Consider the following 17,582-nt stretch of genomic DNA (forward strand, 5'->3'; position numbering starts at 1 on the left):
TGACAGGTTGTAAACGCCGCGATGTTTATGAGCAGCTTGCTGAAACTAGCGGCTTTTTTTTGCCTGGCGGAAAGTAAATCTCGCAGTCAGCCGCGTTGCTGGGATTTTTAGTTGTACGATATGTTGTATTAGAATCAAGTTCAATAAGGGTTTAATCATCTAAACACGCGCCGTTACAGGCGCGAGACACATGTCTGACATCTGACATCCGCGAACAACAGGTATTACCCAGCAGGCGAATTTCGCCGTTAGCGCTGGGGGCTGCATATCTCCATGCCAGTTCCAGAGCCCAGGGACAGCTTGCAAGCTGGGCCTTGCCTGTCAGGGCGTCGCAGGCTGGTGTTCATTCTCAAACAGCAATTTGAACTGGGCTTCATCGGCGGCGGGAATTGAAAACTGGTCGCGAATCGGTCCTGCCTCGATACGGCCGTTCAATGCAACCCGGATTACTGTCGATTTGGACAGGTAATCGGGCACATCCCCCAGGATGGTCAACTCGCGCAAGTGGTGTCCGCCATGCTCCACGGTTGTCAAGCGGACCCGGCAGGTGGCTTGCATCGGAATCGGCCCAAACAGGGTATCGCGTGAGTAGTCGATTTCGGCGATGCTTGTTCGGTCGTCTTGGTCAGTGCTCATGGCGATTGCTCCTATACATCAGTTCTCCGTCGTTAATGCATTGATACCTGTGAATCTGAATAGTTCTGCTTTCAGTACTGAGAGGCAGCGCCGTTGATCGACCGCCCTTAGTCTCTGCAGAACTGTAAGCACCTTAGATGCCATGCCCATACACCGAAAGTAACGGGTGTTGCACGTATTTCTTATTGCGCGTCAAAATTTGTGAAGGGAAAAGCTTATCAAGCCTCTGGGTGCACTCAGGCTAAAAAGTTGAATTGCAAATCGTCAACTTACCGGCGCTGGCGTTTGGTTAATTAAATTCCGGCTAACTAAAAATATAATGATGCGCGACAGTGCTCTTTTCCGGGTTTTTAGGCTGCTAAACAACCGTCAAAAAATAAACATGAATATTATCAATGGGTTAACATGAGCTGTGTCCGGTTCTGTACATTTAACGAAAAGTTGACACTTGCAGTGATCTTTGGAATTATCTTGCCATCCCGTACATCATTTGTCGGGCCTTGGTAGTAAGCGGTTTGCCTAAGGTGTTGATTTCTGGCTGTCTTTGCCAGATGTTAACGTCGCCGCGGTTTCTAGGCGGGACGGTTGGCAATAAAATGCGAGCGGCGAGTCCAGCCGTCATACCTTTCTTGTGTGTACTTACTTCCATACTCCAAACAGCCTCCAGAATTGCACCAGGCGGTAGCTTTGTCTGCACGCTAAACAGAGCAGTAACCGGTGCTTTAACAATTGCCGCATCCCTTGCGTATGTATTAAAAGTCGGCCCGCCGATGCTAGATCGATGCGACACGCTTTCTTGTATGCCCGCTAAGCGGCAGGCTGTTGCTCGGCCCGGGAAAGTGCAGTAGCCCTCGTAACAACGGACTGCTCAGGAACTGTTGGATTGTATTAACTCGTCGATCAAACTATGGAGCAGCGCTATGTTTGGAGATTATCTGGAAACTTCTTGCGGTTGTGTGGTTGGCGGCGCCGGGCCAGCGGGTATGGGCATGCTGTTCAATGCCTTGAAAAGCGGAACCTTGCCCGAGCTGGCCAGAGACGGGCTGATCATTGTCGATGCCAGCGCCGATCCGGGAACCGGCCGCCTCGGCGAGTACCGCATTACGGCCAACTCGGTCGGCGACGTGATCCTCGAATGTCTGCGCGATCCTGCCTTGAGGGATGTTTTTGCCCCGCTTGAGCAATCGCCCGCGTATTGGCGCATCCGGCGTCAAGCCCAACATGCGCCTCAGCTGTCGGACATCGGCGAGTTGCTGGCCGAGGCCTCGCGGCTGGTGCTGGACTTTATAGTCCAGCATTACGGAGCGAGGCTCTGGCGCAACACGACCATCACCGAAGTGGTGCGCGATAACGACGAATTCTTTGTCTGGGTCCAGGCTCAGGGGCGTACGCGGCGTATTCGTTGCCGTACGCTGGTGCTCAACCTCGGCGGGCGGCAGGATCCGCAGCATCTGGTGAAGGGGCTCGCGCAGCAAGGTTTACGGGTAGCACCCTCTGCCATGATCAAGAGCGCTGATGAACTGCTGCGCATGAATGCCGTCAAATTGCGCGAAACCTTTGCGCCAGCGCTCGCCTGTTCCGGGCGGATCACTGTGGTTGGCGGTTCGCACAGTGCCTTTTCCATGCTTGAGAATCTGGCTGATGCCCTTGAATTTGCCGGTTTGCAGGAGATTACCCTGATCCATCGCTCGGCGATCCGACTGTTCTACGAAAGTGCCGAACTGGCGGCGGCTGCCGGTTATACATTCGATCCCGTCCAGGATATCTGTCCGGTCTCCGGCAGGGTCAATCGTTCCGGCGGCCTGCGTTACCGCGCTCTGGATGTGGGGCGCGCCGTTATCGAGCAGGCGCGGGTTGGCAAGACCGGCGTGCGCGTCCAGGCGTTCCAGACCGAAGGCGGCGCACCGGGAGATTACGAGGCCGCTGCCCTGGCGTTGCTTGAGTCGCATACCGTGGTGCAATGCACGGGTTATCAGCCGAATCTGCCGACTATGAGCTATGCGGACGGCACGCCTATCACGCTGCGCGAAGTCAAAGGTGGTGTGGATTCGGACTCTGCGGGCTGTCCCATGGACACCACAGGTCTGCGCCTTCACGGTTTGCATCTGTTCGGGCTTGGATCAGGGTTGGGCATTGATCCTCGATTGGGCAGTGAGCCATCCTTTGATGGGCGCATCTATGGCGTGTGGCAGTTCCACAACGATGCGAGCCGGGCGGTCATCGAATCGGTGGTTGCCAGGCTGCAACAGACTACGCCGGAGCTTGCGGTACCGAGCCGCAGCCTGGCAGAGCGTCTGGAGGAAGGGTTGCCGTTTCTGTTTCCGAGCCTGAGCAGCGCCAATAGCTGACACGCCGGACAGTCGCAGGCACAAGAAATCCCGAGTCGCTCCAGGGCGGCTCGGGATTTTTTTGTCCTGCGCACCCTCCGCATTATTGATCATTCGTTGAGCACCCGTTGCACATCCACTACTCTCGATACTTGGGTGGGCGCGAGCAGACTGACAGGAGAACGACATCATGCGGATTCTGATCGTTGGGGCGGGAGCGATAGGCGGTTATTTTGGCGGCAGGTTGCTTGAGGCCGGACGCGATGTGACCTTTCTGGTGCGTCCCGGCCGCGCCGAAGAGCTGAACCGCGATGGTCTGGTCGTGCGCAGCCCGCTGGGCAACATCCAGTACCCATCGCCGCCCCACGTACTGACGCAGATGCTCAGCGATCCGTATGAACTGATCATTCTCAGCTGCAAGGCTTACGATCTTGATGCCGCCATGGACTCGTTCGCTGCTGCAGTCGGTCCCGACACGGTAATCCTGCCGTTGCTGAACGGCATGGCTCATCTGGACCGGCTTTGCGCGCGTTTCGACGGCGCCAACGTGCTGGGCGGCCAGTGCCTGATTTCCCTGGACCGGGACGCCACGGGCGCGATCCTGCATCTGAATGACACCAACCAGCTGTCGTTTGGTGAGTTGAGCGGCGCCCTGACCACGCGCATCCTGCGCGTCGCGGAAGCCCTGGCCGACGCTGGCTTCGAGGCCAATCTCAGCCAGTTCATCGTGCAGGAGATGTGGGAAAAATGGTGCTTCATCGCCACCGGTGCCGGTATCACCTGTGCCATGCGTGCCAGTCTCGGCGATATATTGGTCGCCGACGGCAAACCGCTGATCGTCAGGTTGTTCGCAGAATGTGCCAGTGTCGCGGCGGCGTGCGGTTTTCCACTGCGTGAACCGGTTCGTCAGCGATTGTTGAAGATGCTGACTGCACCGGGCTCGAAAATGATGGCGTCGATGCTGCGTGACATCGAGCGCGGGGCGCCCACGGAAGCCGGGCACGTCCTCGGTGACCTGCTGGCCCGGCGCGATGCACAGGGCGTAGCATCGGGCGAGCTGTCAGTACTTGAGTTTGCCTACACTCATTTGAAGGCCTATGAAGCGCGGCGGCTACGCGAGCAATGACGATTGCATCGAACCTAAGACAGCGCCCAGCCTCATAACCTTAAGATCATCGCAGTCAGAAGAGAGGTGTCGCTATGCCGGTCAAACACGATTTGTACAAGGATTTGGGGCTTACCAAAGAGCAGGTTGCCGAGCACACGAAAAAAGACAAGAGACTCCACCAGCTGCTCAGTGACTACGGCCAGATAGACACTGGCGTGCTCGATGCCGAATCCGGTTCGGCGGGTAATATCAGCGATGACGAGTTGAAGAAGCTCAAGGAAAAACGCCTGCTGATCAAGGACAAGATCGTCCAGCGACTCACCAGTCCCGAGTGACGGGAGCAGTAAAAAAATCGGGCCATTACGGCCCGATTCTTGTTTTCATGCGTTATTGCCGACAGATGGCTGCCTAGCCCAGGCCGGTACCTGCATTGGGTGCGGTGTTACTCGGGCTGCTGAACTCCATATTGCCGGTGTTGGGTGAGCTTGCTGACGACGCAACCGATTTGGCTTCGCCCGCCAGATCAGCGCCCATTTCCTTGACCTTGTCGTAACCCTCGGTCGCGACCTGTTTGGCCTTGTCAGTCAGTTGATCGCTGGCCTGACCCATCAGCTGATCTTCCCGCTGGGTCGAAGGCAACGCCGCGCCTATCGCTGCGCCCAGCGCGATACCGATGGCCGCCAGGGCCAATGGTTGTTCGCGCAACAGGTAGTTGAAGCTCGACTGCGCCTTGCGGGCTTGCTCCAGCAAAGCGTCGCTGGCGTCGTGACTGCTCCTGTTCAGCCGTTCTCCGGCGGATGAGAGCGTGTCGCTGACGCTGACGCTGCCGGTCAGGTGAGCGGCCTTGTCGGTCACATCGCTGGTCTTGTCGTGCATGCGATGGGCGGTTTCTTCAATGCGGCTGCGCGCGTTACCCAGTGAGTCAGTCACATTGTGGGCCATGTCACTGAGGCGTTCGCCAAGATGACCAAGGCTGGAAGCCCCGGAACCCGTAGCGGCGGAAGAGGGCGCAGGACTGCGATTCTGGCCCAGCATCAGCCACAACAGGCCTACCGAGGTCAGGACGGTCGGCACCGGATTGGCCTTGATCGTATTGCCCAGATTGCCGAAAAACTCCCCGCCATTGCCTTTGGCATACGCCAAAGCCTGGTCGACCAGTTGGCCGGGGGAGAATTTACTTTCCAGGGCGTCGACGATGTTGCCGATGCTTGAACGCTGGGCGTCGATTTCGCGCTCCAGGGTTTCCGGACTTTTTTCGGATTCCACGGCAAAGGATTCCTTCTTTTCAAGGCTGCTTTCAAAGCTGCTATCAATGCTCATGAGACTTTCCTCTGGATGGCTTCCTTGTCTTTTTGCAATGAGTTAACCGTGCGCTCAGGCGTGAGGTTCGAGGCTTCGAACTGTTTTTTACCTGACTGAATCATGATGAAACCTATGACCATGGCCACCACGCCGACGATCAGCGCAGCGAGCCAGGGCTGCATGATCATCGCCAGCGCGTACACCGCCGCCAGCAAAACGATGATCAGGCCCGCGAGCATCACCACGGCGCCGCCGCTGACTGCAGCCACGCCAGCCTTGGTGGTCTCGACGGTTTCCCTCAGTTCGGCTTTGGCCAGGGCCAGTTCCTTGGTGACCAGCGCTGGCACTTCATGGGCCAGCTGGCGGATCAGGCCGAGCACCGACGTCTCGTTCTCAGGGCCGGTTGGTGGAATATTGGGTGTGGTGGCCATTACAGGTCTCCTCTGGAAGAGCCGCTTTTAGGCAACTTGTCTGGACCGGTGTCCGAGCCATGGGTATCCGGATAGGTGGCAGAGCTGCCCAACGGGTCGGGCGACGCCGCGCGGTCGGGAATGCCAGGCCTGGCGCTGTGATAAACGTCATCGGTATGCGCTGGCGTTACAGGCAATTCTTCGTCAGCGGCGATGGCCGGGTTGATTTCAGTCTGGTCACGATCATCCGATGAATTACTTGGTTCGGAGGACGTCGCCGAGGAAAACGAAGGCGTAGACGTTGTCGAAGGGCTCGATGCGCGCAGGAAGCGTGACAAGCCAAAGCCCAGCGCAACACTGCCGGTCAGAAACAGCGCCGGATTGTCCCGCGCAAGCTTGCCCGCCTGCTGCAACAGTTCGTCAGCGCTTTTACCACGCAGGTTGTCGGCCAGAGTGGTCATGTTCTGCGCAATGTCAGTGACGTAGTGCGAGAGGCCGAGGGTATCGCTGCCCTCCATTTGTTGCGCAGCGGACTGCGCTCCTTGCGCCAGTGCATTGAGCTGTTCGGCAGCGGTGTCCCGATACTGCTCGAATTGTGCCGTTCCATGCTCCTTGGCACTTTCCAGAGCAGCCTTGGCATCATCCTGCAGGTGCTGCAGATGTTCTTCGGGCGGCGCACTTGTATGTTGGGTGTTGCCAGTCGAGTTCTCAGAAGTTGTGTTCATCTCTTATTCACCGTCCATTCTGTTTCACCAAAAGAAGACGTGCTCAGCTCACAACGACAGCGGGGACAACGGGCTCAGCGTCGGTCTCAATGCTTACTTGAGATGGAGGGGTGATTTTTTCGCAGAGTTCTGAAAGTCAGACAAATGGTAGGAGATGCCTTGCGGGATCTGTTGGAGCGAGGCTTGCCCGCGAAGAGGCCAGTACATTCGACTGAATCCCACGCATAAAAAACGGCGTCATAGTGGACGCCGTGCGGCCGATCTGCCTGCTACGAAGAGGCAGGTCGGCTTGAATTTGGGTGACGCTACGAATTCATTGTGGGTCTTGGTTGGGCGCAAGCTCCGCCTGAATGCGTTTGTAGATTTCTTCACGATGCACAGAAACATTTTTTGGTGCGTTGATGCCTAGCCGGACCTGAAGACCCTGAACGCCAAGAATCGTGACGGTGATCTCGTCACCAATGTTTATGCTTTCGCCTACTTTGCGGGTGAGTATCAACATAATCTTTTCCTTGATGGCCTCTTGAAACGCCTCTACCAAGAAGCTGGCGTTTGCCTTTGCGTGGTGAATATTGCCGAGTACATCCAAATGCGTCCATCAGTATGACGGTGCCGGGGTGAATTTAATTCCCTTGGCTCGTTCTTCTGTCACGGGTATTTGAATCACTGACGTGGTGAGTACGCCAATTCTGCCTGTTTTTGCTTGCAAATGCCCGAGTTTACTGGGGGTCTAAAAAAGCTTTCATTCCCTGGCGCTGAACTATCACCGACCGCTTTGCTCTTTATTGCAATGCGCAGAGGTGAACCATGAACAGATCCCTGGACGAGTATCAGCGTAGGCGTGACTTTGAAGCTACGCCGGAGCCTTCCGGCAATAAAATAGAAAAAGGCGTCAGGTCGCGTAGGAAACAGGTTCCCGAGCACGCCCTCCAATTCTGTATCCAGAAGCACGACGCTACTCGCCTGCATTATGACTTTCGCCTGGAAATAAACGGAACACTCAAGAGCTGGGCCGTGCCCAAAGGCCCTAGCCTGGACCCGACAGTGCGGCGCCTGGCCGTACATGTGGAGGATCACCCGCTGGATTACGCCGCATTCGAGGGCCATATTCCGGAAGGTCATTACGGCGCGGGCGATGTGATTGTCTGGGATCGCGGAGTCTGGATTCCCCAAGGTGATCCGCAGGCGGCGTATGAAAAAGGCCGGCTCAAGTTCCAGCTCGAAGGGGAGAAGCTCGGCGGCCTGTGGAACCTGGTTCGCACTCATTTGGAGGGTAAGCAGGAACAGTGGTTTCTGATCAAATCCAAGGATTCCTTCGCTCGCGCCAAAGCCGAATACGACATTGTCGAGGACCAGCCTGATAGCGTCCTGAGCGAGCGCACCCTGATCGCAAAGCAGCGCGCCACCGAAAAAGCCCCGGCAAAACCCAAGAAACAAATTGCAAAGAAGAACTCCAAAACCACCGCCCAGCCGGTCATCGCCCTGACCGGCGCTCAGGTCGCCCAATTACCGGAATCCATCAAGCCGCAACTGGCGACCCTGGTGGAAAGTGCGCCTGACGGTGACTGGCGCTATGAGCTCAAGTTCGATGGCTACCGCATCATGGCCCGCATCGATAATGGCAAGGTTCAGCTGTTTACCCGCAACGGCCATGACTGGAGCGCAAAAATGCCGCGCCAGACCAAGGCCTTGAAAAACCTCGGCCTGGAGTCTGCCTGGCTGGATGGCGAAGTGGTCGTGGCGGACGAAGAGGGGTTGCCGGATTTTCAGGCGCTGCAAAATGCATTTGAAAGCGGGCGTCACGACAACATCGTGTTTTACCTGTTCGACATGCCGTATCTCAATGGCATGGATTTGCGCGAGGTGGTGCTCGAACAACGCCGCGCCGCACTGGCGGCGGTTCTGCAACCGGTTACCGAGGAGGCGCTGCGTTTCTCCGAGGACTTCAGCGAATCGGCGGACAACATGCTCAACAGTGTCTGCCAGATGAAGATGGAAGGTTTGATCGGCAAGCGCGTCGGCAGCCTTTATCAGTCCCGACGCAGCACGGACTGGATCAAGCTCAAGTGCAAGCATCGTCAGGAATTCGTGGTGGTCGGCTTCAGTGAACCCAAGGGTAGTCGCAGCGCTTTCGGTGCTTTGCTGCTGGGGCTGCATGATGCTGACAGCGGGGAATTGCGTTACGCGGGCAAAGTAGGTACCGGCTTCAACGAGGCCACGCTGCGCAGCATTCATGCACGCCTCAAGCCTCTGGAAACCAAAACCATTCCCGTCGTCAATCCGCCCACCGGCTTTGAAGCCAAAGGCGTGCATTGGCTCAAGCCTCAATTGTTGGCCGAAGTAGCCTTTGCGGAAATCACTCGGGAAGGTTCGGTGCGCCATTCGGTATTCCAGGGTTTGCGCGATGACAAAGCCGCCACCCAGATCAGTGAGGAACAGGCCAGGCCCGCCGCCGAGGTCGAGAAGCCGAAACCCCATAACGCGAAAAAAGATTCGCCCAAATCCGGGAAAACGGCTCCCGCTAAAACCAAAGTTGCCGAAAAGGCATCCGGCGACGGCAAGATCCGCATCACCCATCCCGAGCGCGTCATTGATGCCAGCAGCGGCGCGACAAAAATGCAGCTCGCGCAGTATTACGCGCAGGTTTTCCCATGGATCGCGCCACATTTGCAGGACCGGCCGGTTGCGCTGGTCCGGGCGCCGGAAGGTATCGCCGGAGAGCTGTTCTTCCAGAAGAACGCCGACAAGCTGGCGATTCCAGGTCTGATCAGCCTCGGCAAGGAGCACGCCGGCCAGCCCATCATGATCATCGATAACCCCGAAGCGCTGATTGGTGCGGTGCAGATGAGCACCATCGAGCTGCACACCTGGAACGCCACTTCGGCTGATCTGGAACATCCTGACCGCTTCATTCTGGACCTCGACCCCGATCCGGCCTTGCCCTGGAAGCATATGGTCGAGGCGACGCAACTGACCCTGACCATCCTGGATGAGCTGGGCCTCCAGTCATTCCTGAAAACCAGTGGCGGCAAAGGCATTCACATTGTCGTGCCGCTCAAACCCAAGGCTGGCTGGGACGACGTCAAGGCGTTCAGCCAGGCCATCGTCACCCACATGGCTAAATTATTGCCGGAGCGCTTTTCCGCAGTGTCCGGACCGAAGAATCGGGTGGGCAAGATCTTCATCGATTACCTGCGCAACAGTCAGGGCGCGACGACGATTTGTGCCTTCTCGGCGCGTACGCGGGATGGATTGCCGATTTCAGTACCGGTTTTGCGCGAAGAAGTCGCCCAGCTTAAAGGCGCCAATAGCTGGAATATTCATAATTTCATGGAGCGGCTGGCGGATCAGGACGATCCGTGGGCGGGATATGCAAAGGTGAAACAGACGATTACGGCGGATATGCGCAAGCGGATCGGGATGAAGCGCTGAGATTTTAGCTTTCCGTACCGCGATCTGGCAGACACCACACCACGCCACCGGAGCGAAGGAACCCCTGCGAAGCAGGGGCCGGACGTCAGCGCAGAATGGTTTCCCCCCTTTGCCGAAACAAAGGGGGTCGACCGTCAGGGCGAAACCTCAATAAGCCACAATGCGAATGCTGTTGGGGCCACTCGGTTCAAGGCGTCGTCATACATCACTCAACTCAGACCAGCATCGACAACAACATGATAAAGATGATGCCCACCACCGACAGGATGGTTTCCATGACAGTCCAGGTCTTGAACGTCTCGGTCACGGTCATGTTGAAGTACTGTTTCACCAGCCAGAAACCAGCGTCGTTGACGTGAGACAGAATCAACGAACCTGCACCCGTCGCCAACACCAGCAGTTCGCGGTTCACGCCTGGAATCAGGCCGACCACCGGAGCGACGATGCCCGCACCGGTAATGGTCGCCACGGTTGCCGAACCGGTCGCGATGCGAATCACCGCTGCCACCAGCCAGGCCAGCATGATCGGATTGATCTGCGCCTGCACCGCCATGTGGCCGATCAGATCGCCCACGCCGCTGGCTACCAGCATCTGCTTGAAGCCACCGCCAGCACCGACGATCAGCACGATGGCCGCAACCGGCGTCAGGCTCTGGTCGAGCAGTTTCATGATCTTGGTGCGATCAAAGCCACGGGCCGCGCCAAAGGTGTAGAACGCCAGCAGCAGGGCCGCGAGCAGGGCGGTGATCGGGTGACCGATGAAGTCCATCCAGATGCGGAAGGTATTGCCGTCCGGGAACACGATATCGGCGAACGTCTTGAGCAGCATCAGGAACACTGGCAGCAGGATCGTCACCAGAGTGATACCGAAGCCCGGCAGGTTGTCGCTGCTGGATTCCTTGCCAATCTGTTCCATCAGTTCAGGTGATGGCGTGCCGGGTACATATTTGGAAATCCACTTGCCGTAGATCGGACCGGCGATGATCGCGGTCGGCAGGGCAACCAGCAGGCCGTAGAAAATGGTCTTGCCGATGTCAGCACCGAAGATCCCGATGGCCAGCAGCGGACCCGGATGCGGCGGAACCAGACCGTGTACGGCCGACAGGCCAGCCAGCAACGGGATACCGATCTTGACGATGGACACGCCGGTACGACGCGCGACGATGTAGACCAGCGGGATCAGCAGGACGAAGCCGATTTCGAAGAACAGCGGGATGCCCACCAGGAACGCGGCGAACATCATCGCCCAGTGCACGCGCTGTTTGCCGAATACCCGAATCAGGGTCTGGGCAATCTGGTCTGCACCACCGGAGTCGGCCATCAGCTTGCCGAGCATGGTGCCCAGGCCGAGGATGATACCAACGAAGCCCAGTACGCCACCAAAGCCGTCCTGGAAGGCTTTCATCACCTTGTCCACCGGCATGCCGGAAGTCAGGCCGAGAAAGCCTGCGGCAATCGTCAGCGCGATGAAGGGGTGGACCTTGAATTTGGTGATCAACAAAATCAGGCCGATGATGGTTACCACCGCATCGACCAACAGGTACGTGTCATGGCTCATGCCGAACATTGGATGTCTCTCCGGTTGTCATTGTTTTTTATGGAGCTACTGTTGGCGCTGCCACATCGACCTGTTTCGGCGATGAGACAGCGCTGTCTTTCGCGCTCACGCCTTTAATCGGCTTTAGACGCTTTCCACCAGTCGGCGGCTTGCGTGCCGATCGAGCTGATCGATTGTGTGGCATCGACTACCAAGGTGCGATCTTCGCCATAAGGCGGTTCGAGCGTTGCGAACTGGCTATCGACCAGGCTGGCAGGCATGAAGTGACCGGGACGATGCGAGCAGCGATCAGTAGCGACTTCCTTGGTCAGCTCCAGAAACACAAAGCCCAGGCCCGGCACGGCCTTACGCAGGCGTTCACGATAAATAAGCTTGAGTGCAGAGCAGGTCAGCACCGGATGCTGACCATTGCGCAGGGCAGTGGCCATTTCCTCGCCAAGGCGGTTCAGCCAACCTTCGCGGTCCTGATCATCAAGAGGGTGCCCGTGGCTCATCTTGTCGATGTTGGCCTGCGGGTGGAAAGAATCGCCTTCAATCAGAACGCCCTGACTTTTCTTGGCTATATCATCGCCGACGACACTTTTGCCGCAGCCGGAAACACCCATCACCACGAGGGCGGTAATTGCAGAATTCGCAGTTGTCACAATTTTCCACCTCTTCCGGAGACAGCGCTGTCTTTGTCGTCGTGGACGAAAATACAGTCAGTTCTGCTTCCAGTTCTTGTCATTGTTTTAGTTGCATCGGTCGTCATCGGAGCTACTCGCGTCAGTTACATGAACCGCGAATAAGCATTGTAGGGGCCGTGAGACAGCGCTACCTTAGAGCCCATTCGCCACTTTTGGCAACCCCCTTGCTCATTCCTATGTTAGTTGGCAACGCATGACACGCATTGGTTCCCGTTCCACCGGTCGTCCGACCCTCAATGAAGTCGCACGTCTGGCGGCTGTTTCCCCCATCACTGCCTCCCGTGCTTTGCGCGGCGTTACGACGGTTGCGCCCGAACTGGTAGAGAAAGTTCGCGCCGCCGCGCAGAGCCTCGGCTATGTCGCCAACCCGGCGGCGCGTGCGTTGGCCTCTTCTCAAAGCCAGACGGTGGTGGTGCTGGTGCCATCGCTGTCCAACCAGTTGTTCATCGAAACCCTGGAAGCCATTCAAAACGTGCTGCGCACTCGCGGCCTCGAAGTGGTGATCGGCAACTATCACTACTCGCCGGTGGAAGAGGAAAACCTGCTGCGCAATTATCTGGCGAATCGGCCGCGCGGTATGTTGCTGACCGGATTCGACCACACGCCTGCGTTGCGTCAGTTGCTCGCCGCCAGCGGGGTGCCCTGCGTGCACATGATGGAACTGGATACCGTCAGCGGCGCGTACTGCGTCGGGTTTTCCCAGGAACAGGCCGGGGCCGAGGCCGCGCGACATCTGGTGGGGCGCGGGCGCAAGCGTCTGGCTTATATCGCCGCGCAGCTTGATCCACGTGTGCTGCTTCGGGGTAAGGGATTTCGGCAGGCGCTGGAGGAAGAGGGCATCTATGACCCTGAACTGCAGGTCTCCACGCCACTGCCTTCGTCGATCGGCCTGGGTGGCGAGTTGTTCATGAAGTTGATGACTGAGCATCCGGACGTGGACGGGGTGTTTTTCTGTAACGATGACCTGGCCCAGGGCGCGGCGCTGGAAGCATTGCGCCATGGCATTGCGATTCCACAACAGGTGTCGCTGATCGGTTTCAACGATTTGCCGGGATCGGCGCATATGGTCCCGCGCCTTACGTCGATCCGCACCCCTCGCGAGGAAGTCGGCCAGCGCGCCGCGCAGTTGCTATTGGGTTTGATCGATGGCATTGCACAACAACCCCAGGTGGACCTGGGATTTGAGTTGGTGGTGCGGGAGAGCTCCTGAAGGCGTACAACCTGTGGGACGCCTTCCCGGATAAATCCGGTCCCACGAGATGACCGCATTTCACCCACACAGGCTGTGTGAAAACGCGAACTCTGTGGGAGCCAGCTTGCTCGCGAAGGCTTTATTTCAGCCGATGAATATGTCGATTGAAATTCCGATTCGCGGGCAAGCTTCGCTCCAACAGGGCTGCGATCACTGCGCCTTCTTGAACTCCAACCGGAACTCATGCAGCAACGGTTCGGTATAGCCGCTCGGCTGTTCCAGACCCTTGAACACCAGCGCACAAGCCGCCTGGAAGGCTACCGACTTCTTGAAATCAGCGGCCATCGGCGTGTACTGCGCGTCGCCGGCGTTTTGCTTGTCCACCACTTTGGCCATCTGTTCCAGAATGCCGCGCGTGAAGCTATCATCGATGACTTTGTGATGCAGCCAGTTGGCCAGGTGCTGGCTGGAAATTCGCAATGTCGCGCGGTCTTCCATGAGGCCGACGTTGTGGATGTCCGGCACCTTGGAGCAGCCGACGCCTTGCTCGACCCAGCGCACCACATAACCCAGCAAACCCTGCGCGTTGTTTTCCACTTCTTCGCGAATCTGTTCGGTGGTCCACTTGGCTTCTGCCGCCACCGGAATGGTCAGCAGATCGTTGAGGATTTCTTCGCTGACGCTGGTCAGGCTGACCTGTTCGAGGTCTTCCTGAATCGCCCGGACATCGACCTTGTGATAATGCAGTGCATGCAAGGTTGCGGCGGTAGGTGAGGGCACCCAGGCAGTGGTTGCGCCTGATTTCGGGTGGGCGATTTTCTGTTCGAGCATGTCCGCCATGCGATCGGGCATGGCCCACATCCCTTTGCCGATCTGTGCCCGGCCGCGCAGGCCGCACGCCACGCCGACCAGCACGTTGCTGCGTTCGTAAGCCTTGATCCACGGCGTGTTTTTCATGTCGCCTTTGCGCAGCATCGGACCTGCCTGCATGGCGCTGTGAATCTCGTCGCCGGTGCGATCCAGGAAACCGGTATTGATGAACGCTACCCGCGCCGAAGCCGCATTGATGCACGCCTTGAGGTTGACGCTGGTGCGTCGCTCTTCGTCCATGATCCCCATTTTCAGGGTGTTGCGCGGCAGCTTGAGGATGTCTTCAATGCCGCTGAACAGTTGCTCGGCGAATGCTACTTCCAACGGGCCGTGCATCTTCGGCTTGACGATGTAGACGCTGCCGGTGCGCGAATTGCCGCGTCGTTGCAGGTCGTGCAGGGCTATAAGGCTGGTGATCACACCGTCGAGAATGCCTTCGGGGATCTCGTGGCCTTCGCCGTCGACAATCGCCGGATTGGTCATCAAGTGCCCGACGTTGCGAATGAATAGCAAGGAACGGCCGTGCAGGGTTATTTCACCGCCGCTGGCGCGAGTGTATTGGCGGTCAGCGTTGAGACGACGGGTGATGGTCTTGCCACCCTTGACCAGATCTTCGGTCAGATCGCCTTTCATCAGGCCCAGCCAGTTGCGATAGACCGACACTTTGTCGTCGGCATCCACGGCAGCCACGGAGTCTTCGCAATCGATGATGGTCGAGACGGCCGCTTCCAGGAGCAGATCTTTCACGCCCGCCGGATCGCTGCTGCCGATCGGGCTTTGCGGGTCGATCTGGATCTCGATGTGCAGGCCATGATTCTTCAGCAGAATCGCCTTGGGCTGGTTCAGTTCACCTTGATAACCGAGGTATTTTTCTGGCTGTTGCAGAGATGTCTGGCTGCCATCGGCCAGAGTTACGCTGAGCTGGCCGGTTGCGACGCTGTAGCCGGTCGCGTCGACGTGGGAACCCTTGAGCAGCGGCGCCGCTTCGTCGAGCAAGGCGCGGGCGGCGGCGATGACTTTCGCACCGCGTAAAGGGTTGTAACCGGCGCTGATGTCGGCGCCGTTGGCGCTGGAAATTGCATCGGTGCCATACAGCGCGTCATACAGCGAACCCCAGCGCGCATTGGCGGCGTTCAGGGCATAACGGGCATTGACTGCCGGCACCACCAATTGCGGGCCGGCCTGTTCGCTGATTTCGATGTCGACGTTGGCGGTGGTAGCCGCGACCTGCTGCGGAACCGGCAGCAGATAGCCAATGGATTCGAGAAAGGTGCGGTAGGCCGGCATGTCCGTGATGGGTCCGGGATTAGCCTTGTGCCACGTGTCGAGTTCGATTTGCAGGCGGTCGCGTTCGGCCAACAGCTTGCGGTTGATCGGCGCCAGTTCGTGAACCAGCGCATCGAATCCGGCCCAGAAAGCCTCCTGATCTAGGCCCGTGCCGGGCAGTACATCGTCGTTGACGAAGCGTTGCAGATTGACTGCCACCTTCAGGCGTTGGCATTGGACGAAATCGGTCATCTGGGTTCTCCGGTTGAATGGATTTTTTATCTCAGGGCGCGGTCATGTGGGACCGGATTTATCCGGGAAAGCGGTCGTGAACGCACTTGGGGCTTCAGCGTCTGCACTGACCTCTTCGGGAATAAATTCCCTCCCACCAAAGGCTTAATCAGCCAATCGCTGCAACACCGGCCTTGGCCACTTGTGCATCCTGATCAGCCTTGACGCCGGACACGCCCACCGCGCCGATGACTTGACCATCAACGATCAGCGGAACGCCGCCTTCCAGTGAGGTCAGCAGCGGTGCGGACAGAAATGCCGTGCGGCCGCCGTTGACCATTTCTTCGTAACCTTTGGATTCGCGACGGCCGAGCGCCGAGGTGCGGGCTTTTTCGATCGAGATGTAGCCACCAATTGGCGCGCAACCGTCCAGACGTTCGAAACCCAGCAAGTGACCGCCATCGTCCACCACGGCGATGGACACCGCCCAGCTGTTGCTGTTGGCTTCGGTACGTGCGGCGGCCAGGATCTGGGTGACTTCGGTCTGGGTCAGGACAGCTTTGGTTTTCATCGGTGTCTCCACAAGGTTGTGATAGGCGAGTTGTTATAGGCGATCATTGTTTAGTGCAAGGCTTCTTCAATCAGTTCGATCCAGTGCCGCACCGGCGTGCGGCCTGCGCCAGCCAGATGCGTCTGGCAGCCGATGTTGGCGGTGGCGATGACCTCCGGCCGACCGCTTTCCAGGGCATTCATTTTGTTGTCGCGCAGCCGTCGGGAAAGCTCCGGTTGCGTGATCGAATACGTACCGGCCGAACCGCAGCACAGATGCGCGTCCGGCACGGCGGTCAGGTTGAAGCCGAGTCGCGATAGTACGCTTTCTACGGCGCCACCGAGTTTCTGCGCGTGCTGCAACGTGCAGGGGCAATGAAACGCCAGACGTAGATCGCTGGCAACCCCGAGGTTTTCCAGGGGTTCATCGCGCAGCACCTCAACCAGATCCTTGGTCAGCGCACTGATGCGTTGCGCTTTGCTGGCATAGGTTGGATCGCCGCTGAGCAGATGCCCGTAATCCTTGACGAACGCCCCGCAACCGCTGGCGGTCTGCACGATAGCTTCCGCGCCATCCTCGACACTCGGCCACCACGCGTCGATGTTGCGCCGCGCCCGATTCAGGCCTGCCTCTTGCGCGTTCAAGTGATAATCCACCGCGCCACAGCAACCGGCCTGAGCGATGGGCGTGACGCTGATGCCCAATCGATCCAGAACCCGCGCAGTGGCGGCATTGGTATTGGGCGACAGGCCAGGTTGCACGCAGCCTTCAAGCATCAACACTTTGCGCGCATGGCGAGCCGCAGGTCGCGCCTTGGCTGGCGTAATGTTCGATGGCAGTTTGATTTTCAGACTGCCCGGCAGCAGCGGGCGAAACGTGTTGCCCAGCTGCGTCAGGGATTTGAACAGCGTCGCGTTAGGCACTACGGCGCGCAGGCTTTCACGCAGCAGACGCTGGCCCAACGGGCGCGGCACGGCGGCATCGACCACGGCGCGGCCGATGTCCAGCAGGTTGTGATAATCCACGCCGGACGGGCAGGTGGTTTCGCAGTTGCGACAGGACAGGCAGCGGTCCAGATGCAGTTGGGTTTTTTCCGTGACTTCGTTGCCTTCCAGCACCTGCTTGATCAGATAGATCCGGCCGCGTGGGCCGTCCAGTTCATCGCCCAGCAACTGATAAGTCGGGCAGGTGGCGTTGCAAAAACCGCAATGCACGCAACTGCGCAGAATGCTTTCGGCTTCCTCGGCGCGGGGCAGCTGGCGGGCTTTGTCACTCAGGGTGGTCTGCAT

General features: G+C 58.2%; 15 protein-coding genes. 5 read left to right on the forward strand and 10 right to left on the reverse strand.

The window, feature by feature from the left end; translation table 11 throughout:
- Window positions 1-321: 321 nt before the first annotated feature.
- Window positions 322-636, reverse strand: a complete 315-nt coding sequence (locus ACP7E4_RS13170; protein ID WP_426114238.1) for a hypothetical protein — start codon at window positions 634-636, stop codon at window positions 322-324.
- A 920-nt stretch (window positions 637-1,556) separates the two neighbouring features.
- Between ACP7E4_RS13170 and ACP7E4_RS13175 the strand changes: the two genes are divergently transcribed.
- The 3 genes from ACP7E4_RS13175 (at window position 1,557) to ACP7E4_RS13185 (ending at window position 4,406) form a co-directional block, all read left to right on the forward strand.
- Window positions 1,557-2,984: a pyridine nucleotide-disulfide oxidoreductase gene (locus tag ACP7E4_RS13175; protein ID WP_426114240.1), complete on the forward strand. Its 1,428-nt coding sequence runs from the start codon at window positions 1,557-1,559 to the stop codon at window positions 2,982-2,984.
- A 169-nt stretch (window positions 2,985-3,153) separates the two neighbouring features.
- Entirely contained in the window at window positions 3,154-4,089 is a 936-nt protein-coding gene (locus tag ACP7E4_RS13180; protein WP_426114242.1) for a ketopantoate reductase family protein, read from the forward strand.
- A 74-nt stretch (window positions 4,090-4,163) separates the two neighbouring features.
- Complete coding sequence (locus ACP7E4_RS13185) at window positions 4,164-4,406, forward strand: DUF465 domain-containing protein (RefSeq protein ID WP_426114244.1); 243 nt, start codon at window positions 4,164-4,166, stop codon at window positions 4,404-4,406.
- Between the two features lie 73 nt (window positions 4,407-4,479).
- On the opposite strand, the gene ACP7E4_RS13190 is transcribed toward ACP7E4_RS13185, so the two are convergent.
- From ACP7E4_RS13190 to csrA, 4 genes are all read right to left on the reverse strand, one after another.
- Window positions 4,480-5,391, reverse strand: a complete 912-nt coding sequence (locus ACP7E4_RS13190) for a DUF3618 domain-containing protein (protein ID WP_426114246.1) — start codon at window positions 5,389-5,391, stop codon at window positions 4,480-4,482.
- Complete coding sequence (locus ACP7E4_RS13195) at window positions 5,388-5,804, reverse strand: phage holin family protein (protein WP_426114248.1); 417 nt, start codon at window positions 5,802-5,804, stop codon at window positions 5,388-5,390. Before ACP7E4_RS13195 ends, ACP7E4_RS13190 begins: the two co-directional genes overlap by 4 nt.
- Window positions 5,804-6,508, reverse strand: coding sequence for a hypothetical protein (locus ACP7E4_RS13200; protein ID WP_426114250.1), 705 nt, complete (start codon window positions 6,506-6,508; stop codon window positions 5,804-5,806). Before ACP7E4_RS13200 ends, ACP7E4_RS13195 begins: the two co-directional genes overlap by 1 nt.
- Window positions 6,509-6,821: 313 nt before the next feature.
- Entirely contained in the window at window positions 6,822-7,010 is a 189-nt protein-coding gene (csrA, locus tag ACP7E4_RS13205) for a carbon storage regulator CsrA (protein WP_002554157.1), read from the reverse strand.
- 305 nt (window positions 7,011-7,315) lie between these two features.
- Between csrA and ligD the strand changes: the two genes are divergently transcribed.
- Window positions 7,316-9,940 (forward strand): DNA ligase D, encoded by a 2,625-nt coding sequence (ligD, locus tag ACP7E4_RS13210; protein ID WP_426114252.1) that lies wholly within the window; start codon window positions 7,316-7,318, stop codon window positions 9,938-9,940.
- Window positions 9,941-10,154: 214 nt separating this feature from the next.
- Here the strand turns inward: ligD and ACP7E4_RS13215 are convergent, their stop codons facing one another.
- Complete coding sequence (locus tag ACP7E4_RS13215) at window positions 10,155-11,507, reverse strand: GntP family permease (RefSeq protein WP_065831955.1); 1,353 nt, start codon at window positions 11,505-11,507, stop codon at window positions 10,155-10,157.
- Window positions 11,508-11,611: 104 nt separating this feature from the next.
- Window positions 11,612-12,103 carry a gluconokinase gene (locus ACP7E4_RS13220; protein ID WP_331150086.1) on the reverse strand — a complete coding sequence of 164 codons (492 nt, stop codon included), beginning with the start codon at window positions 12,101-12,103 and terminating at the stop codon, window positions 11,612-11,614.
- 274 nt (window positions 12,104-12,377) lie between these two features.
- Between ACP7E4_RS13220 and ACP7E4_RS13225 the strand changes: the two genes are divergently transcribed.
- Window positions 12,378-13,394 (forward strand): LacI family DNA-binding transcriptional regulator, encoded by a 1,017-nt coding sequence (locus tag ACP7E4_RS13225; protein ID WP_426114254.1) that lies wholly within the window; start codon window positions 12,378-12,380, stop codon window positions 13,392-13,394.
- A gap of 192 nt (window positions 13,395-13,586) precedes the next feature.
- Here the strand turns inward: ACP7E4_RS13225 and ACP7E4_RS13230 are convergent, their stop codons facing one another.
- From ACP7E4_RS13230 to glcF, 3 genes are all read right to left on the reverse strand, one after another.
- Complete coding sequence (locus ACP7E4_RS13230; protein ID WP_426114256.1) at window positions 13,587-15,764, reverse strand: malate synthase G; 2,178 nt, start codon at window positions 15,762-15,764, stop codon at window positions 13,587-13,589.
- Window positions 15,765-15,912: 148 nt separating this feature from the next.
- Window positions 15,913-16,314, reverse strand: coding sequence for a heme-binding protein (locus tag ACP7E4_RS13235; protein ID WP_020292860.1), 402 nt, complete (start codon window positions 16,312-16,314; stop codon window positions 15,913-15,915).
- Between the two features lie 50 nt (window positions 16,315-16,364).
- A complete protein-coding gene (gene glcF / locus ACP7E4_RS13240) occupies window positions 16,365-17,582 on the reverse strand; it encodes a glycolate oxidase subunit GlcF (RefSeq protein ID WP_426114258.1) in 1,218 nt (405 codons plus the stop codon).

It is taken from the genome of Pseudomonas sp. DSP3-2-3, assembly GCF_049898225.1.
Lineage (GTDB): Bacteria > Pseudomonadota > Gammaproteobacteria > Pseudomonadales > Pseudomonadaceae > Aquipseudomonas.

What these genes read in the sequence shown, in the direction of transcription:
- ACP7E4_RS13230 (WP_426114256.1), bottom strand. Translation starts at nt 15,764, where the DNA reads ATGACCGATTTCGTCCAATGCCAACGCCTGAAGGTGGCAGTCAATCTG.
- ACP7E4_RS13195 (WP_426114248.1), bottom strand. Translation starts at nt 5,804, where the DNA reads ATGGCCACCACACCCAATATTCCACCAACCGGCCCTGAGAACGAGACG.
- ACP7E4_RS13170 (WP_426114238.1), bottom strand. Translation starts at nt 636, where the DNA reads ATGAGCACTGACCAAGACGACCGAACAAGCATCGCCGAAATCGACTAC.
- ACP7E4_RS13225 (WP_426114254.1), top strand. Translation starts at nt 12,378, where the DNA reads ATGACACGCATTGGTTCCCGTTCCACCGGTCGTCCGACCCTCAATGAA.
- glcF (WP_426114258.1), bottom strand. Translation starts at nt 17,582, where the DNA reads ATGCAGACCACCCTGAGTGACAAAGCCCGCCAGCTGCCCCGCGCCGAG.
- ACP7E4_RS13185 (WP_426114244.1), top strand. Translation starts at nt 4,164, where the DNA reads ATGCCGGTCAAACACGATTTGTACAAGGATTTGGGGCTTACCAAAGAG.
- csrA (WP_002554157.1), bottom strand. Translation starts at nt 7,010, where the DNA reads ATGTTGATACTCACCCGCAAAGTAGGCGAAAGCATAAACATTGGTGAC.
- ligD (WP_426114252.1), top strand. Translation starts at nt 7,316, where the DNA reads ATGAACAGATCCCTGGACGAGTATCAGCGTAGGCGTGACTTTGAAGCT.
- ACP7E4_RS13175 (WP_426114240.1), top strand. Translation starts at nt 1,557, where the DNA reads ATGTTTGGAGATTATCTGGAAACTTCTTGCGGTTGTGTGGTTGGCGGC.
- ACP7E4_RS13220 (WP_331150086.1), bottom strand. Translation starts at nt 12,103, where the DNA reads ATGGGTGTTTCCGGCTGCGGCAAAAGTGTCGTCGGCGATGATATAGCC.
- ACP7E4_RS13180 (WP_426114242.1), top strand. Translation starts at nt 3,154, where the DNA reads ATGCGGATTCTGATCGTTGGGGCGGGAGCGATAGGCGGTTATTTTGGC.
- ACP7E4_RS13190 (WP_426114246.1), bottom strand. Translation starts at nt 5,391, where the DNA reads ATGAGCATTGATAGCAGCTTTGAAAGCAGCCTTGAAAAGAAGGAATCC.
- ACP7E4_RS13200 (WP_426114250.1), bottom strand. Translation starts at nt 6,508, where the DNA reads ATGAACACAACTTCTGAGAACTCGACTGGCAACACCCAACATACAAGT.
- ACP7E4_RS13215 (WP_065831955.1), bottom strand. Translation starts at nt 11,507, where the DNA reads ATGTTCGGCATGAGCCATGACACGTACCTGTTGGTCGATGCGGTGGTA.
- ACP7E4_RS13235 (WP_020292860.1), bottom strand. Translation starts at nt 16,314, where the DNA reads ATGAAAACCAAAGCTGTCCTGACCCAGACCGAAGTCACCCAGATCCTG.